General features: G+C 37.9%; 25 protein-coding genes and 1 pseudogene. 24 read left to right on the top strand and 2 right to left on the bottom strand.

The window, feature by feature from the left end; genetic code table 11:
• Positions 1–8 precede the first annotated feature (8 nt).
• The 23 genes and pseudogenes from rpmD (at position 9) to ACQKNX_RS17895 (ending at position 15,088) form a co-directional block, all read left to right on the top strand.
• Entirely contained in the window at positions 9–191 is a 183-nt protein-coding gene (gene rpmD / locus ACQKNX_RS18005) for a 50S ribosomal protein L30 (protein ID WP_024364361.1), read from the top strand.
• A gap of 34 nt (positions 192–225) precedes the next feature.
• A complete protein-coding gene (gene rplO / locus ACQKNX_RS18000; protein ID WP_173479258.1) occupies positions 226–666 on the top strand; it encodes a 50S ribosomal protein L15 in 441 nt (146 codons plus the stop codon).
• Positions 666–1,961, top strand: a complete 1,296-nt coding sequence (gene secY, locus ACQKNX_RS17995; protein ID WP_427430051.1) for a preprotein translocase subunit SecY — start codon at positions 666–668, stop codon at positions 1,959–1,961. Before rplO ends, secY begins: the two co-directional genes overlap by 1 nt.
• Positions 1,962–2,028: 67 nt before the next feature.
• Complete coding sequence (locus ACQKNX_RS17990) at positions 2,029–2,682, top strand: adenylate kinase (protein ID WP_340821776.1); 654 nt, start codon at positions 2,029–2,031, stop codon at positions 2,680–2,682.
• A 249-nt stretch (positions 2,683–2,931) separates the two neighbouring features.
• Positions 2,932–3,009: pseudogene (locus tag ACQKNX_RS17985) on the top strand (type I methionyl aminopeptidase); the annotation flags it as partial.
• A gap of 88 nt (positions 3,010–3,097) precedes the next feature.
• Positions 3,098–3,316, top strand: a complete 219-nt coding sequence (infA, locus tag ACQKNX_RS17980) for a translation initiation factor IF-1 (RefSeq protein WP_004233690.1) — start codon at positions 3,098–3,100, stop codon at positions 3,314–3,316.
• 37 nt (positions 3,317–3,353) lie between these two features.
• On the top strand, positions 3,354–3,467 hold the full coding sequence (gene rpmJ, locus ACQKNX_RS17975; RefSeq protein WP_000868344.1) for a 50S ribosomal protein L36: 114 nt from the start codon (positions 3,354–3,356) through the stop codon (positions 3,465–3,467).
• 24 nt (positions 3,468–3,491) lie between these two features.
• On the top strand, positions 3,492–3,857 hold the full coding sequence (gene rpsM, locus ACQKNX_RS17970; protein WP_024364357.1) for a 30S ribosomal protein S13: 366 nt from the start codon (positions 3,492–3,494) through the stop codon (positions 3,855–3,857).
• Positions 3,858–3,882: 25 nt separating this feature from the next.
• Positions 3,883–4,272: a 30S ribosomal protein S11 gene (gene rpsK / locus ACQKNX_RS17965; protein WP_004233731.1), complete on the top strand. Its 390-nt coding sequence runs from the start codon at positions 3,883–3,885 to the stop codon at positions 4,270–4,272.
• A 139-nt stretch (positions 4,273–4,411) separates the two neighbouring features.
• The gene (locus ACQKNX_RS17960; protein WP_004233733.1) at positions 4,412–5,356 is read left to right on the top strand and encodes a DNA-directed RNA polymerase subunit alpha; all 945 of its coding nucleotides are present in this window, start codon (positions 4,412–4,414) and stop codon (positions 5,354–5,356) included.
• Positions 5,357–5,412: 56 nt separating this feature from the next.
• Positions 5,413–5,793, top strand: coding sequence for a 50S ribosomal protein L17 (rplQ, locus tag ACQKNX_RS17955; RefSeq protein ID WP_010860588.1), 381 nt, complete (start codon positions 5,413–5,415; stop codon positions 5,791–5,793).
• 384 nt (positions 5,794–6,177) lie between these two features.
• Positions 6,178–7,023, top strand: coding sequence for an energy-coupling factor ABC transporter ATP-binding protein (locus tag ACQKNX_RS17950; RefSeq protein ID WP_427430050.1), 846 nt, complete (start codon positions 6,178–6,180; stop codon positions 7,021–7,023).
• On the top strand, positions 6,999–7,871 hold the full coding sequence (locus ACQKNX_RS17945; RefSeq protein WP_427430049.1) for an energy-coupling factor ABC transporter ATP-binding protein: 873 nt from the start codon (positions 6,999–7,001) through the stop codon (positions 7,869–7,871). Before ACQKNX_RS17950 ends, ACQKNX_RS17945 begins: the two co-directional genes overlap by 25 nt.
• Positions 7,868–8,665 (top strand): energy-coupling factor transporter transmembrane component T family protein, encoded by a 798-nt coding sequence (locus ACQKNX_RS17940; protein ID WP_403057447.1) that lies wholly within the window; start codon positions 7,868–7,870, stop codon positions 8,663–8,665. The genes ACQKNX_RS17945 and ACQKNX_RS17940 overlap by 4 nt, the downstream gene beginning before the upstream one ends.
• A gap of 12 nt (positions 8,666–8,677) precedes the next feature.
• Positions 8,678–9,418, top strand: coding sequence for a tRNA pseudouridine(38-40) synthase TruA (gene truA / locus ACQKNX_RS17935; protein ID WP_427430048.1), 741 nt, complete (start codon positions 8,678–8,680; stop codon positions 9,416–9,418).
• A 270-nt stretch (positions 9,419–9,688) separates the two neighbouring features.
• Positions 9,689–10,126, top strand: coding sequence for a 50S ribosomal protein L13 (gene rplM / locus ACQKNX_RS17930; protein ID WP_173479261.1), 438 nt, complete (start codon positions 9,689–9,691; stop codon positions 10,124–10,126).
• A 25-nt stretch (positions 10,127–10,151) separates the two neighbouring features.
• Entirely contained in the window at positions 10,152–10,544 is a 393-nt protein-coding gene (gene rpsI, locus ACQKNX_RS17925; protein ID WP_004233744.1) for a 30S ribosomal protein S9, read from the top strand.
• A gap of 832 nt (positions 10,545–11,376) precedes the next feature.
• The gene (locus ACQKNX_RS17920) at positions 11,377–11,634 is read left to right on the top strand and encodes a hypothetical protein (protein WP_427430047.1); all 258 of its coding nucleotides are present in this window, start codon (positions 11,377–11,379) and stop codon (positions 11,632–11,634) included.
• 9 nt (positions 11,635–11,643) lie between these two features.
• Positions 11,644–12,102, top strand: coding sequence for a YxiG family protein (locus tag ACQKNX_RS17915; RefSeq protein WP_427430046.1), 459 nt, complete (start codon positions 11,644–11,646; stop codon positions 12,100–12,102).
• A gap of 39 nt (positions 12,103–12,141) precedes the next feature.
• Positions 12,142–12,588, top strand: a complete 447-nt coding sequence (locus ACQKNX_RS17910) for a YxiG family protein (RefSeq protein WP_427430045.1) — start codon at positions 12,142–12,144, stop codon at positions 12,586–12,588.
• Between the two features lie 32 nt (positions 12,589–12,620).
• Positions 12,621–13,097 (top strand): YxiG family protein, encoded by a 477-nt coding sequence (locus ACQKNX_RS17905; RefSeq protein ID WP_427430044.1) that lies wholly within the window; start codon positions 12,621–12,623, stop codon positions 13,095–13,097.
• Positions 13,098–13,246: 149 nt separating this feature from the next.
• Positions 13,247–13,960: an N-acetylmuramoyl-L-alanine amidase gene (locus ACQKNX_RS17900; RefSeq protein ID WP_427430043.1), complete on the top strand. Its 714-nt coding sequence runs from the start codon at positions 13,247–13,249 to the stop codon at positions 13,958–13,960.
• Positions 13,961–14,032: 72 nt separating this feature from the next.
• Positions 14,033–15,088 (top strand): P-loop NTPase, encoded by a 1,056-nt coding sequence (locus ACQKNX_RS17895; RefSeq protein WP_427430042.1) that lies wholly within the window; start codon positions 14,033–14,035, stop codon positions 15,086–15,088.
• A 55-nt stretch (positions 15,089–15,143) separates the two neighbouring features.
• Here ACQKNX_RS17895 and gerD read toward each other — a convergent pair whose 3' ends face one another.
• Complete coding sequence (gerD, locus tag ACQKNX_RS17890) at positions 15,144–15,752, bottom strand: spore germination lipoprotein GerD (RefSeq protein WP_427430041.1); 609 nt, start codon at positions 15,750–15,752, stop codon at positions 15,144–15,146.
• A gap of 151 nt (positions 15,753–15,903) precedes the next feature.
• Between gerD and ACQKNX_RS17885 the strand changes: the two genes are divergently transcribed.
• The gene (locus ACQKNX_RS17885) at positions 15,904–16,578 is read left to right on the top strand and encodes a KinB-signaling pathway activation protein (protein WP_427430040.1); all 675 of its coding nucleotides are present in this window, start codon (positions 15,904–15,906) and stop codon (positions 16,576–16,578) included.
• Between the two features lie 46 nt (positions 16,579–16,624).
• Here ACQKNX_RS17885 and ACQKNX_RS17880 read toward each other — a convergent pair whose 3' ends face one another.
• On the bottom strand, positions 16,625–17,281 hold the full coding sequence (locus ACQKNX_RS17880) for a hypothetical protein (protein WP_427430039.1): 657 nt from the start codon (positions 17,279–17,281) through the stop codon (positions 16,625–16,627).
• Positions 17,282–17,574: the final 293 nt, after the last annotated feature.

Raw genomic sequence — 17,574 nt, 5'->3', positions numbered from 1 at the left:
GAATAATAATGGCTAACAAATTAGAAATCACCCTTACAAAATCTGTGATCGGTTCTAAACCGGCACAACGTAAAACTATTGAAGCACTTGGTTTACGTAAATTAAATCAAACTGTTGAGAAAGCTGATAATGCAGCTACTCGCGGTATGCTTGATAAAGTAGCTCACTTAGTTACTGTAAAAGAAAATTAATTTTTAATTAATGAACAAGGAGGTGCCACCCACTATGAAACTGCATGAGTTAAAACCAGCAGAAGGTTCTCGTAAGCAACGCAATCGCGTTGGTCGTGGTATCGGTTCTGGTAACGGTAAAACTGCGGGTAGAGGTCATAAAGGTCAAAACTCTCGATCTGGCGGCGGTGTACGCCCAGGATTTGAGGGCGGACAAAACCCGTTATTCCGTCGTTTACCAAAACGTGGCTTTACGAACATTAACCGTAAAGAATACGCTATCGTTAACCTTGACACATTAAACCGTTTCGAAGACGGTGCAGAAGTAACAACTGCATTATTACTTGAAACTGGTCTTGTGAGCAATGAAAAAGCTGGAATTAAAGTTCTTGGAAACGGAACACTTAACAAAAAGCTTACAGTTAAAGCTCATAAATTCTCAGCTTCAGCGAAAGAAGCAATTGAGAATGCCGGCGGAACTACTGAGGTGATTTAATGTTTCAGACAATCTCTAACTTTATGCGTGTTCGAGATATAAGAAATAAAATCATTTTCACTCTTTTAATGTTAATCGTTTTCCGTATTGGTACATTCATACCAGTACCGAACGTTGACGCAAATGTATTAAAGGCAACTGATGAGTTTAACCTCGTTGGTTTCCTCAATACTTTTGGCGGTGGTGCTTTGAAAAACTTCTCTATCTTCGCGATGGGAATTATGCCATACATCACAGCCTCAATTATTGTTCAGTTATTGCAAATGGACGTAGTACCGAAGTTTGCTGAGTGGGCAAAGCAAGGTGAAGTCGGAAGACGTAAACTTGCACAATTTACTCGCTACTTTACAATTATTCTTGCTTTTATTCAATCATTCGCGATGTCATTTGGTTTCAACAAAATGTATGGTGGATCTTTGATTAAAGAAGAGGGAATTCTAACTTACGTTACAATTTCAATTGTATTGACAGCTGGTACAGCTTTCCTTGTATGGCTTGCTGAGCAAATTACTGCACATGGTGTTGGTAATGGTATTTCTGTTGTAATTTTCGCAGGTATCGTTGCAGCATTACCTACAGGAATAAACCAAATTTATGCACAACAAATAGAGGGTGCTGGTGATAAACTGTTTATTAACATTATCATCCTTGCATTACTTGCTTTGATTTTACTTGCAATTGTCGTTGGTGTAATTTACGTGCAACAAGCACTTCGTAAAATCCCAATTCAATATGCAAAACGAGTTACTGGACGCAACCAACAAACAGGTGGTCAACAAACGCACTTACCGTTAAAAGTAAATGCTGCAGGGGTTATTCCGGTAATCTTCTCAGTAGCGTTCCTTGTTACGCCTCGTACGTTAGCAGCGTTCTTTGGTCAAAATGATGTAACAGCATTCATTGAAAACACGTTTGATTATCAGAAACCTGTTGGGATGTTGATTTACGTTGCATTGATCGTCGCGTTCACATATTTCTATGCATTCGTACAAGTGAATCCGGAAAATGTGGCAGACAACTTGAAAAAACAAGGTGCTTACATTCCAGGTATTCGCCCGGGTGAAAACACTCAAACGTATTTAACAAGCGTGTTATATCGTCTGACTTTTGTTGGCGCGATATTCTTAACTGTAATTGCTGTAATGCCGATTATATTCATCAACCTTATGAATCTACCTGCTTCAGTGCAAATCGGTGGTACTAGTATAATTATCGTAGTCGGCGTAGCGCTAGAAACGATGAAACAGCTAGAATCCCAACTTGTTAAACGTCACTACAAAGGCTTTATGAAATAATGTTGATTTTAGGGAACGATCTTCGTTTCCTGAAATCAGCAAACCTTTTGTGGGAGGACTATTTCCGATGAATATCGTTTTAATGGGTCTGCCAGGTGCTGGTAAAGGTACACAGGCAGATAAAATTGTAGAAAAGTACGCAATTCCTCATATTTCTACAGGAGATATGTTCCGTGCCGCTATTAAAGATGGTACAGAACTAGGCTTACAGGCTAAATCGTTTATGGATCAAGGTGCTCTAGTACCTGATGAAGTAACGATTGGTATTGTTCGTGAGCGACTTGCTAAACCTGATTGTGAAAAGGGCTTCTTATTAGATGGATTCCCACGTACTGTTCCACAAGCTGAAGCATTAGATAGCATTTTAGCTGATCTTGGTAAAGCAATCGAGCATACGTTAAACATTCAAGTTGAAAAAGATGAGCTTATTGCTCGTTTATCAGGTCGTCGTATTTGTAAAACATGTGGTACGTCTTATCATTTAATTTTCAATCCACCAGCTGTGGAAGGTAAATGTGATAAAGATGGCGGCGAACTTTACACACGTGCGGATGATAATCCTGAAACGGTTGCAAACCGTCTGGAAGTAAATATGAATCAAGCACAACCTTTGCTTAACTTCTATGAAGCAAAAGGCGTGTTAACAAATATTGATGGACAGCAAGATATTAATAAAGTGTTTGCTGATCTTGATGCTCTTTTACAGAGCAGCCGCAGCTGATACCCGGCTCCGGGCGCAGAATACTGCTTCCGCGGGAGGCATGCGGGAGCAACACCGAAACATAATTTTTTTGAGAGTTGCAAAAGCATATTGTGCCCGGTATATATTTCTTTTAAAAAGTGCAACATTACTTTTGGGAGAGTATAATGGGTTTCGTGGAAGCATCTGTGTAACGGGTATGAATATCTCATCAAAGACATTCCGGTATTCGTGTAAACATGGGAAATTCAGTGCCCAGACTGGTCCTGTATATTCCGTGGATTGTGTGAAGCGAAACCAGACGAGCGTCTTTCAAACATCTCTCATACAATCCAAACATATGTTGAAACGAGGTTGCTTCTATAGTTGCAGCAGATATCCGTTTGATGTAACGATGAGAACTTTAATTTGCATATAGAGAGGAGAGACAGAGTAGATGGCGAAAGATGATGTAATTGAAGTCGAAGGAACAGTTGTTGAGACTTTGCCAAACGCGATGTTTAAGGTAGAATTAGAAAATGGACATGTGATTTTAGCACACGTATCTGGTAAGATCCGTATGCACTTTATCCGCATTCTACCTGGAGATAAGGTTACTATCGAGTTATCTCCTTATGATTTAACTCGCGGTCGTATCACATACCGTTTTAAATAATCTTTTGCGCTCCGGACTATTAAGGAGGTTAGGTTAGATGAAAGTGAGACCATCTGTGAAACCGATCTGCGAAAAATGTAAAGTAATTCGCCGACGCGGTAAAGTAATGGTAATCTGTGAAAATCCTAAACACAAACAAAAACAAGGTTGATTCTAAAGGAGGTGCACAACGTACATGGCACGTATTGCTGGTGTTGACATTCCTCGCGACAAACGCGTGGTAATTTCATTAACTTACATTTACGGTATTGGTAAAACTACAGCTCAGAAAGTATTAGCTGGCGCAGGTATTTCAGAAGATACACGCGTACGCGACTTAACTGAAGATCAGTTAAACCTAATCCGTGAACAATTAGATTCTTACAAACTTGAAGGTGACTTACGTCGCGAAACTTCATTAAATATTAAACGTCTGATGGAAATCGGTTCATTCCGTGGTATCCGTCACCGTCGTGGTTTACCTGTTCGTGGTCAAAATACGAAGAACAATGCGCGTACGCGTAAAGGTCCTCGTAAAACAGTTGCGAACAAGAAAAAATAATACGTAAAGGAGGTTCCTTCTTAACATGGCTCGTAAACAACAAACTCGTAAACGTCGTGTGAAAAAGAATATCGAATCTGGTATTGCACACATTCGTTCTACATTTAACAATACAATTGTAACGATTACAGATATGCAAGGTAACGCTGTATCTTGGTCAAGTGCTGGTGCTCTTGGTTTCCGTGGTTCACGTAAATCTACACCATTCGCTGCACAAATGGCTGCAGAAACTGCTGCTAAAACATCCCTTGAACATGGTCTGAAAACGTTGGAAGTAACTGTTAAAGGTCCTGGTGCTGGTCGTGAAGCTGCAATTCGTGCACTTCAAGCTGCTGGTTTAGAAGTAACTGCTATTAAAGACGTTACTCCAGTTCCTCACAATGGTTGCCGTCCGCCAAAACGTCGTCGCGTGTAATGGGTGCGTCTCATATTGTATGAGAACATCATTTTTTGTACAGACTGTCTTGTGCAGATATTAAACGATACGTCAATGACGATCGAATCTATGATGGAAAGAACCTATACATTCGATGTTTTGAAGGAGGGTAAATGAAATGATCGAAATTGAAAAACCAAAGATTGAAACGGTGGAGATCAGCGAAGATTCCAAATATGGAAAGTTTGTTGTAGAACCGCTTGAACGCGGATATGGAAACACTTTGGGTAATTCTTTACGTCGTATCCTTCTGTCTTCATTACCAGGAGCTGCTGTCACTTCAATCCAAATTGATGGTGTACTTCACGAATTCTCTACTGTAGAAGGCGTTGTAGAAGATGTAGCTTCAATTATTTTGAACGTGAAAAAGCTTGCTCTTAAAATCTACTCTGACGAAGAAAAAGTTATTGAGATTGATGTAAAGGGCGATGGTACAGTTACGGCTGCTGACATTACACATGACAGTGACGTAGAAATTTTAAACCCAGATCTATATATTGCAACAATCGCTAAAAACGGTCATTTACGTATGCGTATGTACGCTCAACGCGGCCGTGGTTACACTCCTGCTGATCAAAACAAACGTGAGGATCTTCCTATCGGCGTGATCCCGATCGACTCTATTTACACTCCAGTATCACGCGTCAATTTCCAAGTGGAAAATACTCGTGTAGGTCAGTCTTCTGACTACGATAAACTTTCTCTTGATGTGTGGACAGATGGTAGCATCGGTCCGAAAGAGGCGATTTCGCTCGGAGCAAAAATTTTAACCGAGCATCTAAACATCTTCGTTGGCATGACAGATGAGGCACAAACTGCTGAAATCATGGTCGAAAAAGAAGAAGATCAAAAAGAAAAAGTTTTAGAGATGACTATTGAAGAACTTGATCTTTCTGTTCGTTCTTACAACTGCTTAAAACGCGCTGGTATTAATACAGTACTAGAACTTGCGAATAAGTCAGAAGACGACATGATGAAAGTTCGTAACCTTGGACGTAAGTCATTAGAAGAGGTAAAAGCGAAGTTAGAAGAGCTTGGTTTAGGGTTACGCAAAGAAGACTAAGCGATTTAAACAAAACTTATAAGATCAGATATTTTTTATAAAGGAGGGAAACATCCATGGGTTACAGAAAACTTGGTCGTACAAGTTCTCAACGTAAAGCGATGTTACGTGACTTAGCTACTGATTTAATCATCAACGAGCGTATCGAAACTACTGAGGCTCGCGCTAAAGAAGTACGTAAAGCTGTTGAAAAAATGATTACTTTAGGTAAACGCGGAGATTTACATGCACGCCGTCAAGCTGCTGCATTCATCCGTCGTGAACTAGTAACAACTACTGACGAAGAAGGTAACGAAACAACTTCATTTGCGCTACAAAAGCTATTTGATGATGTTGCACCACGTTACGCAGAACGTCAAGGTGGTTACACTCGTATTCTTAAAGTAGGTCCTCGTCGTGGTGACGGTGCACCTGTTGTTGTGATTGAATTAGTTTAATCATAAGAGAAAACAAGTGGTGAAGAGGGTGGAACCACCACCCTCTTTCTTTATAAAACGATTTATACGACAAATAATTAAGCTGAGCGTTATGATGAGCGGACACTTTTGTGTGGCGTCTCGTTTAGCTCTCCGCACCTCATTCAAAAGAACAAGGGCTTGAGCACCCGTGTTTCTTGTAAATGTAACGACTAGCGCATTTCTATCGAATGAGGTGCGCGCTTTTTTATTATTAACAGCGCCAATTGATGGTGCTTTTTTTAATATATAGGAATAAGCGCTTAGGCACTTTTCTTATACCGACATATTGATTGTGGTAGAATTCATACATAAAAAAGTGTAAGTTAGTTAGTATAGCTGAGCATGTAGAGAGGAGTTCTAGAAATGCCCGAAATTTTATCGTTAAATAATGTGACGTTTTCATATACACCTGAAAATCCAGAGCTGCGAAATGCTGTCGAAAATGTAAGCTTCGCCGTACAGGAAGGTGAATGGATTGCTATAGTTGGCCATAATGGTTCTGGTAAATCAACGATAGCCAAACTAATGAATGGTTTACTATTCCCGCAGCAGGGAGATGTACGTATATTACGAGAAGTATTAAATGAAGATAATCTGTGGGAATGTCGCTCGCAAATGGGGATGGTTTTTCAAAATCCAGACAATCAATTTGTAGGAGCTACAGTACAAGATGATGTTGCCTTTGCTCTTGAAAATAACGGCATACCGTTTGAAGAGATGGTAAAGCGTGTACATGCATCACTAGAACAAGTAAAGATGAGCAGTTTTTTGGATCATGAGCCACATCATTTATCGGGTGGACAGAAGCAACGTGTCGCTATTGCAGGGGCATTAGCTTTAAAGCCAAAGTTGCTCATTTTAGATGAGGCAACGTCTATGTTAGATCCACAAGGACGTGTAGAGGTTTTACAAACTGTACAAACATTACGCGCAGAAACAGGGCTAACGGTTTTATCGATTACACACGATTTAGAAGAAGCCATGTTGGCCGATCGTATACTTTTCATGAATGATGGCAAGAAGTTTGCAGAAGGCCCACCTGCCGAAATTTTTTCGTTGGGGGACAAGTTAACGGAGTTAGGTCTTGATCTGCCATTTGCCATGAAGTTATCAAAGTTATTGCAAAAGGAAGGTGTTCCGTTAATGGGACAACATATGACAGAAGAAGAGTTGGTGAATGATTTATGGACATCAAACTTCAACAAGTAAGCTATGCATACTCTCAAGGAACACCTTTTGAAAAACGTGCATTATTCGATGTGGACTTTGAGATTCCATCTCACACGTACCAAGCGATTATTGGCCATACGGGGTCCGGTAAATCGACTATTCTTCAGCATTTTAACGCACTCCTAAAGCCTACCTCAGGGAAGGTGCAAATAGGAGATCGCACAGTGGAAGCTGGTAAAAAGGCAAAGAATTTAAAGGCAGTTCGCCAACGTGTAGGTATTGTTTTTCAATTTCCAGAGCATCAGCTGTTTGAAGAAACGGTATTAAAGGATATTATGTTCGGTCCGATGAATTTCGGTGTCTCAGAGAAAGAAGCCGATATACGTGCTAGAGAGCTTGTTCGTTTAGTTGGATTGCCTGAAAATGTACTCGACAAATCGCCATTTGATCTATCGGGCGGACAAATGCGACGTGTAGCAATTGCGGGTGTGTTGGCTATGGAGCCAGAGGTGATTGTTTTAGACGAACCAACAGCTGGGCTAGATCCTCGTGGACAAAAAGAAATTATGGATATGTTTTATGCATTACATCGGGAGCGTAGTTTAACGACGATTCTCGTTACGCACAGTATGGAGGATGCAGCTCGTTATGCTGACAATATCGTCATTATGCATGAGGGGAAAAATGTATTAAGTGGAACACCACGTGATATTTTCAAGGATGTTGAGACATTAAAGCAATTTCGTTTAGAGCCACCACGTATTGTACGCTTCCAACAAAAGATTGAAAAGATGATCAATACACCTCTAGCAAAGGTATGTTTAACAGAAGAGGAGCTAGCGATTGAAATGGCTCGATTATTGAGAGAGGAGCGTGCAGAGTCATGATGGAGAAGATGATTTTCGGGCGCTTCCTGCCAGGAGATTCTCCTGTTCATAGGCTTGACCCACGATCTAAACTCGTATTCGTTTTTGCATTTATCATTATTGTATTTTTAGCTAATAATACAATAACATATGCAATGCTATTAGCATTTACGTTACTCATTGTTTTAGTGTCACGTATACGTTTGTACTTTTTAATAAATGGCTTGAAGCCTGTTCTCTTTTTAATGGCGTTTACTTTCTTGCTACATATTTTTATGACGAAGGAAGGCGACCTATTATTTCATTGGAAATTTATCTCCATCTACGAGGGAGGCGTTCGCCAAGGGATTTATATTTCAACACGTTTCCTAGTTTTAGTGTTTATGACGTCTATTTTAACACTGACAACATCTCCGATTTCCATTACAGATGGGATTGAGGTATTGCTAAATCCATTGAAAAAAATAAAAGTACCTGTTCATGAGCTAGCACTAATGATGTCTATTTCACTGCGCTTTATTCCAACTTTGATGGATGAGACAGATAAGATTATGAAGGCGCAAATGGCGCGTGGTTCTGATTTATCCTCAGGGCCGATAAAAGACCGTATTAAAGCGGTTGTACCACTGTTAGTACCGCTCTTTGTAAGTGCCTTTAAACGTGCAGAGGACTTAGCGACTGCGATGGAGGTTCGAGGCTATCGTGGTGGTGAAGGGCGTACGCGCTATCGTAAGCTGAAGTGGGATATAGGTGATACATTTGCGCTTGCCTTATTAGTAGCAATGGCTGTTTTATTATTTTTCTATAGAAGTTAAAGGAGTAGCTTTATGCGACGATTAAAAGCAATTATTAGTTATGATGGAACGCAATTTTCTGGTTATCAAGTGCAACCAGGAGAGCGTACAGTACAAGCAGAAGTTGAGCGTGTACTTGCTGTTATGCATAAAGGTAACAAGGTCAAAATAACGGCAAGTGGTCGCACTGATGCAAGAGTACATGCAACTGGACAAACACTGCATTTTGATACGCCGCTTGCAATACCAGTAGAAAAATATATGAAGGCGTTAAATGTCCAGCTTCCAAGAGATATCCGTGTATTATCAATTGAGGAAGTAGCAGAGGATTTTCATGCGCGTTATAGTGTAACAGGAAAACGCTATCGCTATATATGGTCCTGTGAGCCTGTACAAAGCCCGTTCCGTAGACATTACGCAGTAGAGACTAATGGTGTGAAACCAGACGTGAAAGCGATGCAGGAGGCTGCAAGTGCTATTATCGGGACGCATGACTTCTCATGCTTTTGCGCGGCGAATACTAGTGTGCAAAATAAAGTACGAACAGTAAATTTGCTCGAATTTGAGTGGCATGGTGAAGAGCTCCATATGGTCATTGAAGGTAGTGGCTTCTTATACAATATGGTACGCATCATTGCCGGCACTTTATGGGAAGTTGGCATAGGGCGCAGAGAAGTGGAAAATGTCGAGACCGTTGTTGCATCGATGGATCGTGACAAGGCTGGCAAAACGGCGCCACCACAAGGTTTATACCTTGAAAAAGTATTCTATTAGAGCAAAATGTTTAAAAGAATATTGTATGTTTTCTAAGAGCGGATTTTCACTTTAAATGGAACAAAATATGAGGGGCAAAATGCCAATGCAAATGCCAAACGTTACCCTGTACAACTTCACCAGGTGTTTAATGAAATTGCTTGACTTTAAAAGCCATTCATTATATGATAACAGATGGTATTTTCATTACCACCACAAAATAAGCCCCGAAACTTATAGTGTAGACTAATGAAAAATAACGGTAATCGAATCGATTAGGAGGATATATACATGCGTACAACATTCATGGCTAAAGGTCACGAAGTAGACCGTAAATGGTTAGTAGTTGATGCAGAAGGCCAAACTCTTGGACGTTTAGCTTCTGAAGTAGCTGCAATCTTACGTGGTAAACATAAACCAACATTCACACCAAACGTTGACACAGGTGATCACGTAATCATCATCAACGCTGACAAAATCCATTTAACTGGTAACAAATTAGAGGGTAAACTTTACCGTCACCATACTCAATTTGCGGGTGGTTTAAAAACTCGTACTGCTGGTGAAATGTTAGAAAAGTACCCAACACGTATGATCGAATTAGCTATTAAAGGGATGCTTCCTAAAAACTCTTTAGGTCGTAAAATGTTCGGTAAACTTAACGTTTACACTGGAACTGAGCACCCACATGCTGCACAAAAACCAGAAGCTTATGAGCTTCGCGGATAATATAAATTAAGAGGAGGATATTACTTTGGCACAAGTTCAATACATCGGCACTGGTCGCCGTAAAAGCTCTGTAGCTCGTGTACGTTTAGTACCAGGTACAGGTAAAATTGTTATCAACAAACGTGAAATCGAAGAATACGTACCATTCGCTGCATTACGTGAAGTAATTAAACAACCATTAGTAGCTACTGAAACTACAGGAAGCTATGACATCCACGTAAACGTTAACGGTGGTGGATATACTGGTCAAGCTGGAGCTGTACGTCATGGTATCGCTCGTGCTCTACTTCAAGTAGACCCAGATTTCCGTGCTGCACTTAAATCAGCTGGATTACTTACTCGTGATTCACGCATGAAAGAACGTAAAAAACCAGGTCTACGCGGCGCTCGTCGTGCACCTCAGTTCTCAAAACGTTAATCAACCGATTTATATGCGTTTTCAAAACCCTTTCCCACTTTTGTGGGGGAGGGTTTTTTGTGTTTTTAGTAAAGTTCAGTTATTAAAAATATTGAAAAATCTCCGATATTTTTAGTGAAATTTTAAAAAAAGAATGATGGGATGCGTGGGGTATTTAGAGATTTAAAATTACATAGCAAAGGATGTGGTAAGTTTCTTATGGATATGAAGAAGAAGCAAGACCTTGCTTTCAAGTTTATTCTCGCCTACTTTATTGTTTTCATTATCTTAAAAGAAATATTTACTTTTTCAAGGCTGGTTAATTATGCTGTTCCCATCATTGGATTCCTCATCGCAGCATTTTTACGTTATAAATTGATTGTAAAAAATCGGAATAAATCCTAAGAATTAAAGCTTACGTATGGTCCCCTCTTTTTAATATCATTATTTATGAATCTCTGCATCTACTAACTAGAAAATAATAAGGAATATGCAAAGGATGTGTAAACATTCTAATGAATATGGAAAAGAAGCGAGACGTTGCAGCAAAGTGTTTACTAATATGCTTTGTTATTTTTAATTTCTTAACTACTGAAATTTTTGCTACATCAAAACAGTTGAGATATACAGGCTACTTCATTTGTTTCCTCATTTCTTTATTTTTACGTAATAAATTTAAAGATAAAAAATCGGAATAACTTTTATGTAATAAGATCTTTAAAAAATATCTGAAAATATTGACAAATCATATAACGAACACACTATAGAGAAACATCAATCTTTCATTACCATACTAAGAAAGTTTTATTCGCTCTATATGAACAACCCCACCCTTTGCCTGTGACAAAATCTAATGTTAATTTCTGTGAAAACTGCCCAAAATAATAAAGGTAAGGTAATTACCATTCCAAATAAAAAACAAAAGATTGTTATTCGCTTAATGGAGGCTGGTTCAGGTGGTAGGTCAAAAGCGTATTGGCGTATGTCTGTGGGGGGTAAGTCAATTGATATAACTGGTAAATACGAACATCAAAGAGAAAAGACACATATAGACTTGGATGAAACTTCACCTGCTACAATTATCAATTTGATAAAAAAATTTAAAAAATAGGAGTTTACTATGAGGAGAGAAAAAATAATTAAACAAATAGAAAATCTTTTATTCACTGAAGCAGAGTTCGGGAGAGTTTTTGATATTAAAATTGATTATATGAAGAAAGCTGTAAAATTAGTTGTAGTTAGTTTAGGTGAAGAACAAATTGAAAAAACAATGATTTTATTTGAACAAGTGCTTTCACTATACATGTGTCAGTTTGACGAAGCAGAAGGGATTCGTTTAAATGAACTAGGATATGCAGATGATGTATTGTTATCAGAGATAGGCTATCATCCTAATGGATTCGGTAAAATTAAATTGGAAAAAATAGATTTAAAATCAAATATAATAAAAGAAAATGTAGCTGATACAAACTTTTATTTTCAATTAAACGACAAAGATTATTTCTTTCTTGAAGCGAATCGCTTAGTAATCAATGATAGAGAGTTTAATAATCTTTTAAAGTTTAAAAAGGATACATGAGCTAAAAATATTTAAAATTGATTGTAGTGTGGAGATACTATGACGAGAGAAAAAATAATCGAAGAAATAAAGTCACTGTTATTTACAGAAGCTGAGTTTGGAGGGCTTTTTGATGTTCAAATCGATTATTTAAAGGAAACTGTAAGATTAGATGTGCTTAGTACAAGCAGAAAATGCATTAAAAAGACCATTCTATTATTTGAACAAGTACTTTCTGTGTACGTGTGTAAGTCTGAGGATGCAGAGGGCTTTCGTTTAAACGAGCTGAATGATAAGGACGAAGCATTATTATCAGAAATCAGCTACCACCCATATGGATTTGGCAAAATTAAAGTGGAGACTATAAATGCAAAATTAAAAGGTATAAAAGAAATTACTTCAAATACCAATTTTTATTTCCAAGTAAACAATAAAGATTATTTCTTTTTGGAAGCGAATCGTTTAGTCATCAATAATAAAGTGTTTAATAATTTGTTAGTGCTTTAAAAACGTGAATTCTTTTAAGTGAAGGAGATATTATGGAACAAGAAAAAATAATGGAAGAAATTCAAACACTATTAATAGAAGAAGTAGAGTTCGGTGTCGTGATGAATGTAGATATAGGTTATTTTGGAGAAACCGTTAAATTAGTTGTCGCTAAAAAATACAAACAAGAAGTGTTGAAAAAGGTCGTATTCTTTGAACAAGTACTGTCCCTCTACATGTGTCAGCTCGAAGATATAGAGGGCTTTCGTTTAAATGACTACGATTACGGAGATGAGTTATTGCTAACAGGGATTAGCTATCATCCAAATGGCTTTGACAAAATTACAATCGAAAGTTTAGATCCTGAATTAAAAGGCATTGAAGAAATTTCATCTACTACTAATTTTAGCTTTCACATCAACAATAAAGATTGTTTCTTTATAGAAGCGAATCGTTTCGTTTTTGAAGGTAAGGTTTTTAAAGATTTAATCGCGCCAGAAAGTGAACTGAAATGGGAAGATGAAAGTTGATTGACTAGAAGCTGTGTTCACTGCGTATCTCGAAACATGAATAATATATCCCAAACTCTCAAGCCTATGCTTGGGAGTTTTTTTGTTTACTTTCTAGCATAGTTCCATCACTAACTTCGTACACTACATATAAAGGGTGGTGGATATGGGTGAAGCGCTGGCTTGCACTAGGAGTAATTATGCTGATGAGTATAGTGGTCGTGGCATATGAAACGAATGCTTCGGACCGCAACTTCTTCTTACCTGACCCACTAGGTGGCATAAAAATTGTCATTGATGCGGGACACGGTGGTCAGGATGGAGGTGCTTCAAAGGGCGAAGTAATTGAAAAGGAAATTACACTTGCAATTGCTCAGCATGTGGAGAAGCAATTAAAGAAGAAGGGCGCTACGGTCGTGATGACACGTACAACGGATGAAGATGTTATTGAAGAACACGCGCCATCAGAAAAATTTGGCACACTGAGGGAACGAAAAAAGCAGGATATCTTTTTACGAAAGGATATTGTTGCAAAAGAACAACCAGATATTTTTATTACAATTCACGCTAATGCAATTCCTGAAACAAAGTGGCGTGGAGCGCAGGTGTTTTATCATAAAGACGGACATGCTGATGGGGAATTGTTAGCGAAGAGCATTCAGCAATCTATTCGCACGAACTTACAAAATACGGATCGGGAAGCTTTATCAATCAAACAAATCTACTTACTGAAAAAGGCAGAAGTACCTGCTGCGTTAGTGGAGACTGGATTTATCAGTAATGATGAGGAACGTGCACTATTAGTAGATAAAAAATATCAAGAGAAAATGGCAACTGCTATTGTTGAAGGTATTGAAGACTACTTACTTGGGAAAATTGAATAGAGCAACAGCTGCTATGTAAATCAGAGCATTATGATATACTAACATTGACAGAAAATAAGGGGAGTGTTCGTCGTGATAACTGAACAACAAGTACGAGAAAAATTGGGACAACTACAAGATCCATTTTTACATAAAACCTTAGCAGAAACAGACGGTATTACGAATGTATCAATTAAAGAAGAAAAAAATCATGTGAGTGTAAAAATAGCTATTGCTAAAACAAATACACCTGAACAAATGCAACTTCAAATGAAAATTGTGGATGTATTAAAAGAAGCGGGCGCTAACACTGTTGGTATTCGTTTTGAAGAGTTATCGGCAGAAAAACTGCAAAGCTTCCGTGGAACAGCAACAGAAGCAGAAGCTCAAGATATTTTATCACCACTAAGCACAGTGCAGGTAATTTCAATTGCATCTGGTAAAGGTGGCGTAGGGAAATCTACAGTATCTGTTAACTTAGCGGTAGCTTTAGCACGCCTTGGTAAAAAAGTAGGCTTGATTGATGCTGACATTTATGGATTCAGTGTGCCCGATATGATGGGTGTTACAGATATGCCGAAAGTAGTGGATAATCGTATTTACCCTGTTGACCGTTTTGGTGTAAAAGTGATTTCAATGGGATTCTTCGTTGAGAATAACGCACCAATCGTTTGGCGTGGGCCAATGCTTGGAAAGGTATTAGATCAATTTTTCCGTGATGTAGAATGGGGCGAACTAGATTACCTTCTATTAGATTTACCACCAGGAACAGGCGACGTCGCTTTAGATATTCATCAAATGTTACCTTCTTCAAAAGAAATTGTTGTGACAACGCCTCATCCAACAGCAGCATTTGTTGCGGCTCGTGCAGGTGCAATGGCTCTACAAACAGAACATGAGATTTTAGGCGTTATTGAAAATATGGCGTGGTTTGAGTCAAAATCAGGAGAGCGTGAATTTGTATTTGGCCAAGGTGGCGGTGCAAAATTAACTGAAGAACTTCGTACAGAGCTACTTGGACAAATTCCACTAGGTCAGCCAGATTGGACTGATGAAGATTTCGCGCCTTCTGTGTATGCTGAAAATCATTCTACAGGACAAACTTATTTAGATATTGCTTCGAAAATCATTGCAAAATTAAATAAATAAATAAATAAAAAGGATTTCCTCGAATAGCTGAGGAAATCCTTTTTGTTTTGTGAAGTTATTTGCTTTTGTCATCCTTATTTGCGCTGCCATCACTTTCATCGCTAGCATCTTTTTTACTATCGCTTTCCGATGAAGTACTTTCACCGCTTTTTTTGATAAGCTCCAGCCATTTCGCTTGCATTAGTGGACTTTCAATCGTTTCCTTTACGACTTCCTCCATTTGCTTGCGAAGATTGGATGATTTTAAAATCGTCTCCATTTGCTTTTGCATATCAGGTTGACCAAAGAATGACTCCATATCCTTTTGGAATGTCGGATCTTTTATTAGTTCCTTCATAATATCCGATTGCTGCTTTTGCATACTTTTGGCTACAGTTTCTTTAAACTTTGGATCCTCGAATGTCTTTTTCCAAAAATCCTCAGCTTCTTTTGAAAGCAAAGTCTCTTCTGTCGCCTTTTTCACTTCATCATGTTCTAATATCAATAATTCACGAAAACTCGGTTCCTCTAGAAGCTGTCGTAACGCCTTTTTACCATCCTCTGTTTGTAGAGAGTCAATCATAATTTTTTTTATCTCATCATAAGACATCGTAGAGGTTTTATCTTGTTGAGAGCAGGCAGCAAGAAAAAGCGTCAAAATCAGTAATAAAGTCAATTTTCGCATGAAACATCAGTCCTTTCTATAGATAGACTCTTTCAATTATTGTTCACATTTATGATGACTTTATGTATAGCTTGCGAAGAGAAATAGCTTTTTTAACAATGCATTGTTAAAATGATTACAGATATATGAAGAAATTGGGGGACTTTGAGTTGTGACGATACGAAATTGGGCAAAGTTTTTCTTCTTTGCAATGCTCGTTGGTGGCGTAGTCAACGGAATTTTTAGTTTGTTTATTCGATGGAGCTTCTTTCAACCATATGTAGCAAATGGTCAATGGGGAGAATTTTCAGCAGGGATTTTATGGATGGTATTCCTAGGGTTTACGATGAGTGTTATCGCACAGGCAGGTTTTTTCGCCTATTTAACGCTTCATCAGGTAGGTGTTAACATCTTTAGAACACTGACATTATGGAATTGGGTACAGCTATTATTAATTGTTATTACCATTTTTGATATTGTGTTCTTCCGATTTGTACCTGGTATAAAGGATGGACAAAGCTGGGTATTTTATTTAGGGCTGTTAATTGTATTAATTTTCGCTTCAATTGCTACAGCTGTACAAAAAGTTAAAATGACAGGGAAAAAACATGTTCTAGTGTCTGCATTATTCTTTATGATTGTTGTTACAACATTAGAGTGGACAATTGCATTAATGGGGCGCGATGAAAATATTAACGAGTATGTTGCATTATTGTTATTCCCATTACTAGCTGTAAATGCTTATCAATTATTAGTATTACCAAAATACAACGCAAAATCCGATGAAGATCGCAAAAAATTAGAGGAACGACGTAAAGCGCGACTTAATCAGGCAAAAAATGCATAGTTAATGTAAAAAATGAGTAGCCTCAAATATGATGAGGCTACTTTTATTATGGGGTTTTTTTAGATTGCACGGAGTAACCGAATATATTTTCTTCAATCGACATAAATTTATTTTGTTGCAATAATGTATTTAGCTCTTTAAAAGTGATCTTAGTATCTTGATGTAAAGAAAAAAATAAAAAATCTCCTTTTTGTAATTCGGGCGTTTTTTCTCCTTGCCAAATGAGTGAAGGAGAAAGAATATTTATTTGTTTTTGAAATAAGCTTTTTTGTAAATCCTGAGAATACTGATGATTTCGTGTAGCAAACCAAAGTGGTGCTGTCTTTAAATATTTTTCATAAGTACCAACATCTTTTTGCAGCAATGCAATATCAATTGGTTCTTCTACTGAATCCTCGGGCCCTAGTAATCCTGTGGGTAGTTTTCTTTCTTGTATTACTTTTATATGCTCAGGTGATCGTTCAATCCATGCTGCATCTAAAAGAAGAAGCGGATAAGGTGCTTTTACATTTTTAAGCCAATCTAAAAGTTTATCATCAGAAAAGGAAATTTCGACAATAAGCGAAGTGCCATAATGCCCTTTTGTTACAACCGTTGGTGCATTAGCAATATTAAAGACAGAAATCATCGTAGAATTTATTGGTTTAATAAAGATAAACAATACTACTATGACAACCAGTGATATCAACGTTTTACGAAGCATATTAAAAACCCCATTTCTATAATTTTAAACATAAAAATAAACTCTTTAAAAAAACTTATGATTTTGTGTTGACTTTCATGATTAATCGATGTTATTATGTATAAGTCGCCAAGAGATGACGCGACAAGCGAAACAAAATGAACCTTGAAAACTGAACAAGCAAAACGTAATCAATATAGTTTTTATTAACTAACATATGTTAGTGAACGAAACAAAATTTTGGACATCAAAATTGATGCCAGCAAAACAATTTGAGCTAATCAAATTTCTTTTATGGAGAGTTTGATCCTGGC

It is taken from the genome of Lysinibacillus sp. NPDC093712, from assembly GCF_050280025.1.
In the GTDB taxonomy this organism is placed as follows: Bacteria; Bacillota; Bacilli; order Bacillales_A; family Planococcaceae; genus Lysinibacillus.
This window is presented reverse-complemented; position numbering and strand designations above follow the sequence as displayed.

Coding starts and splice junctions, on each gene's coding strand:
- rpmD (WP_024364361.1), top strand. CDS start 9: ATGGCTAACAAATTAGAAATCACCCTTACAAAATCTGTGATCGGTTCT.
- rplO (WP_173479258.1), top strand. CDS start 226: ATGAAACTGCATGAGTTAAAACCAGCAGAAGGTTCTCGTAAGCAACGC.
- secY (WP_427430051.1), top strand. CDS start 666: ATGTTTCAGACAATCTCTAACTTTATGCGTGTTCGAGATATAAGAAAT.
- ACQKNX_RS17990 (WP_340821776.1), top strand. CDS start 2,029: ATGAATATCGTTTTAATGGGTCTGCCAGGTGCTGGTAAAGGTACACAG.
- infA (WP_004233690.1), top strand. CDS start 3,098: ATGGCGAAAGATGATGTAATTGAAGTCGAAGGAACAGTTGTTGAGACT.
- rpmJ (WP_000868344.1), top strand. CDS start 3,354: ATGAAAGTGAGACCATCTGTGAAACCGATCTGCGAAAAATGTAAAGTA.
- rpsM (WP_024364357.1), top strand. CDS start 3,492: ATGGCACGTATTGCTGGTGTTGACATTCCTCGCGACAAACGCGTGGTA.
- rpsK (WP_004233731.1), top strand. CDS start 3,883: ATGGCTCGTAAACAACAAACTCGTAAACGTCGTGTGAAAAAGAATATC.
- ACQKNX_RS17960 (WP_004233733.1), top strand. CDS start 4,412: ATGATCGAAATTGAAAAACCAAAGATTGAAACGGTGGAGATCAGCGAA.
- rplQ (WP_010860588.1), top strand. CDS start 5,413: ATGGGTTACAGAAAACTTGGTCGTACAAGTTCTCAACGTAAAGCGATG.
- ACQKNX_RS17950 (WP_427430050.1), top strand. CDS start 6,178: ATGCCCGAAATTTTATCGTTAAATAATGTGACGTTTTCATATACACCT.
- ACQKNX_RS17945 (WP_427430049.1), top strand. CDS start 6,999: ATGGACATCAAACTTCAACAAGTAAGCTATGCATACTCTCAAGGAACA.
- ACQKNX_RS17940 (WP_403057447.1), top strand. CDS start 7,868: ATGATGGAGAAGATGATTTTCGGGCGCTTCCTGCCAGGAGATTCTCCT.
- truA (WP_427430048.1), top strand. CDS start 8,678: ATGCGACGATTAAAAGCAATTATTAGTTATGATGGAACGCAATTTTCT.
- rplM (WP_173479261.1), top strand. CDS start 9,689: ATGCGTACAACATTCATGGCTAAAGGTCACGAAGTAGACCGTAAATGG.
- ACQKNX_RS17920 (WP_427430047.1), top strand. CDS start 11,377: ATGTTAATTTCTGTGAAAACTGCCCAAAATAATAAAGGTAAGGTAATT.
- ACQKNX_RS17915 (WP_427430046.1), top strand. CDS start 11,644: ATGAGGAGAGAAAAAATAATTAAACAAATAGAAAATCTTTTATTCACT.
- ACQKNX_RS17910 (WP_427430045.1), top strand. CDS start 12,142: ATGACGAGAGAAAAAATAATCGAAGAAATAAAGTCACTGTTATTTACA.
- ACQKNX_RS17905 (WP_427430044.1), top strand. CDS start 12,621: ATGGAACAAGAAAAAATAATGGAAGAAATTCAAACACTATTAATAGAA.
- gerD (WP_427430041.1), bottom strand. CDS start 15,752: ATGCGAAAATTGACTTTATTACTGATTTTGACGCTTTTTCTTGCTGCC.
- ACQKNX_RS17880 (WP_427430039.1), bottom strand. CDS start 17,281: ATGCTTCGTAAAACGTTGATATCACTGGTTGTCATAGTAGTATTGTTT.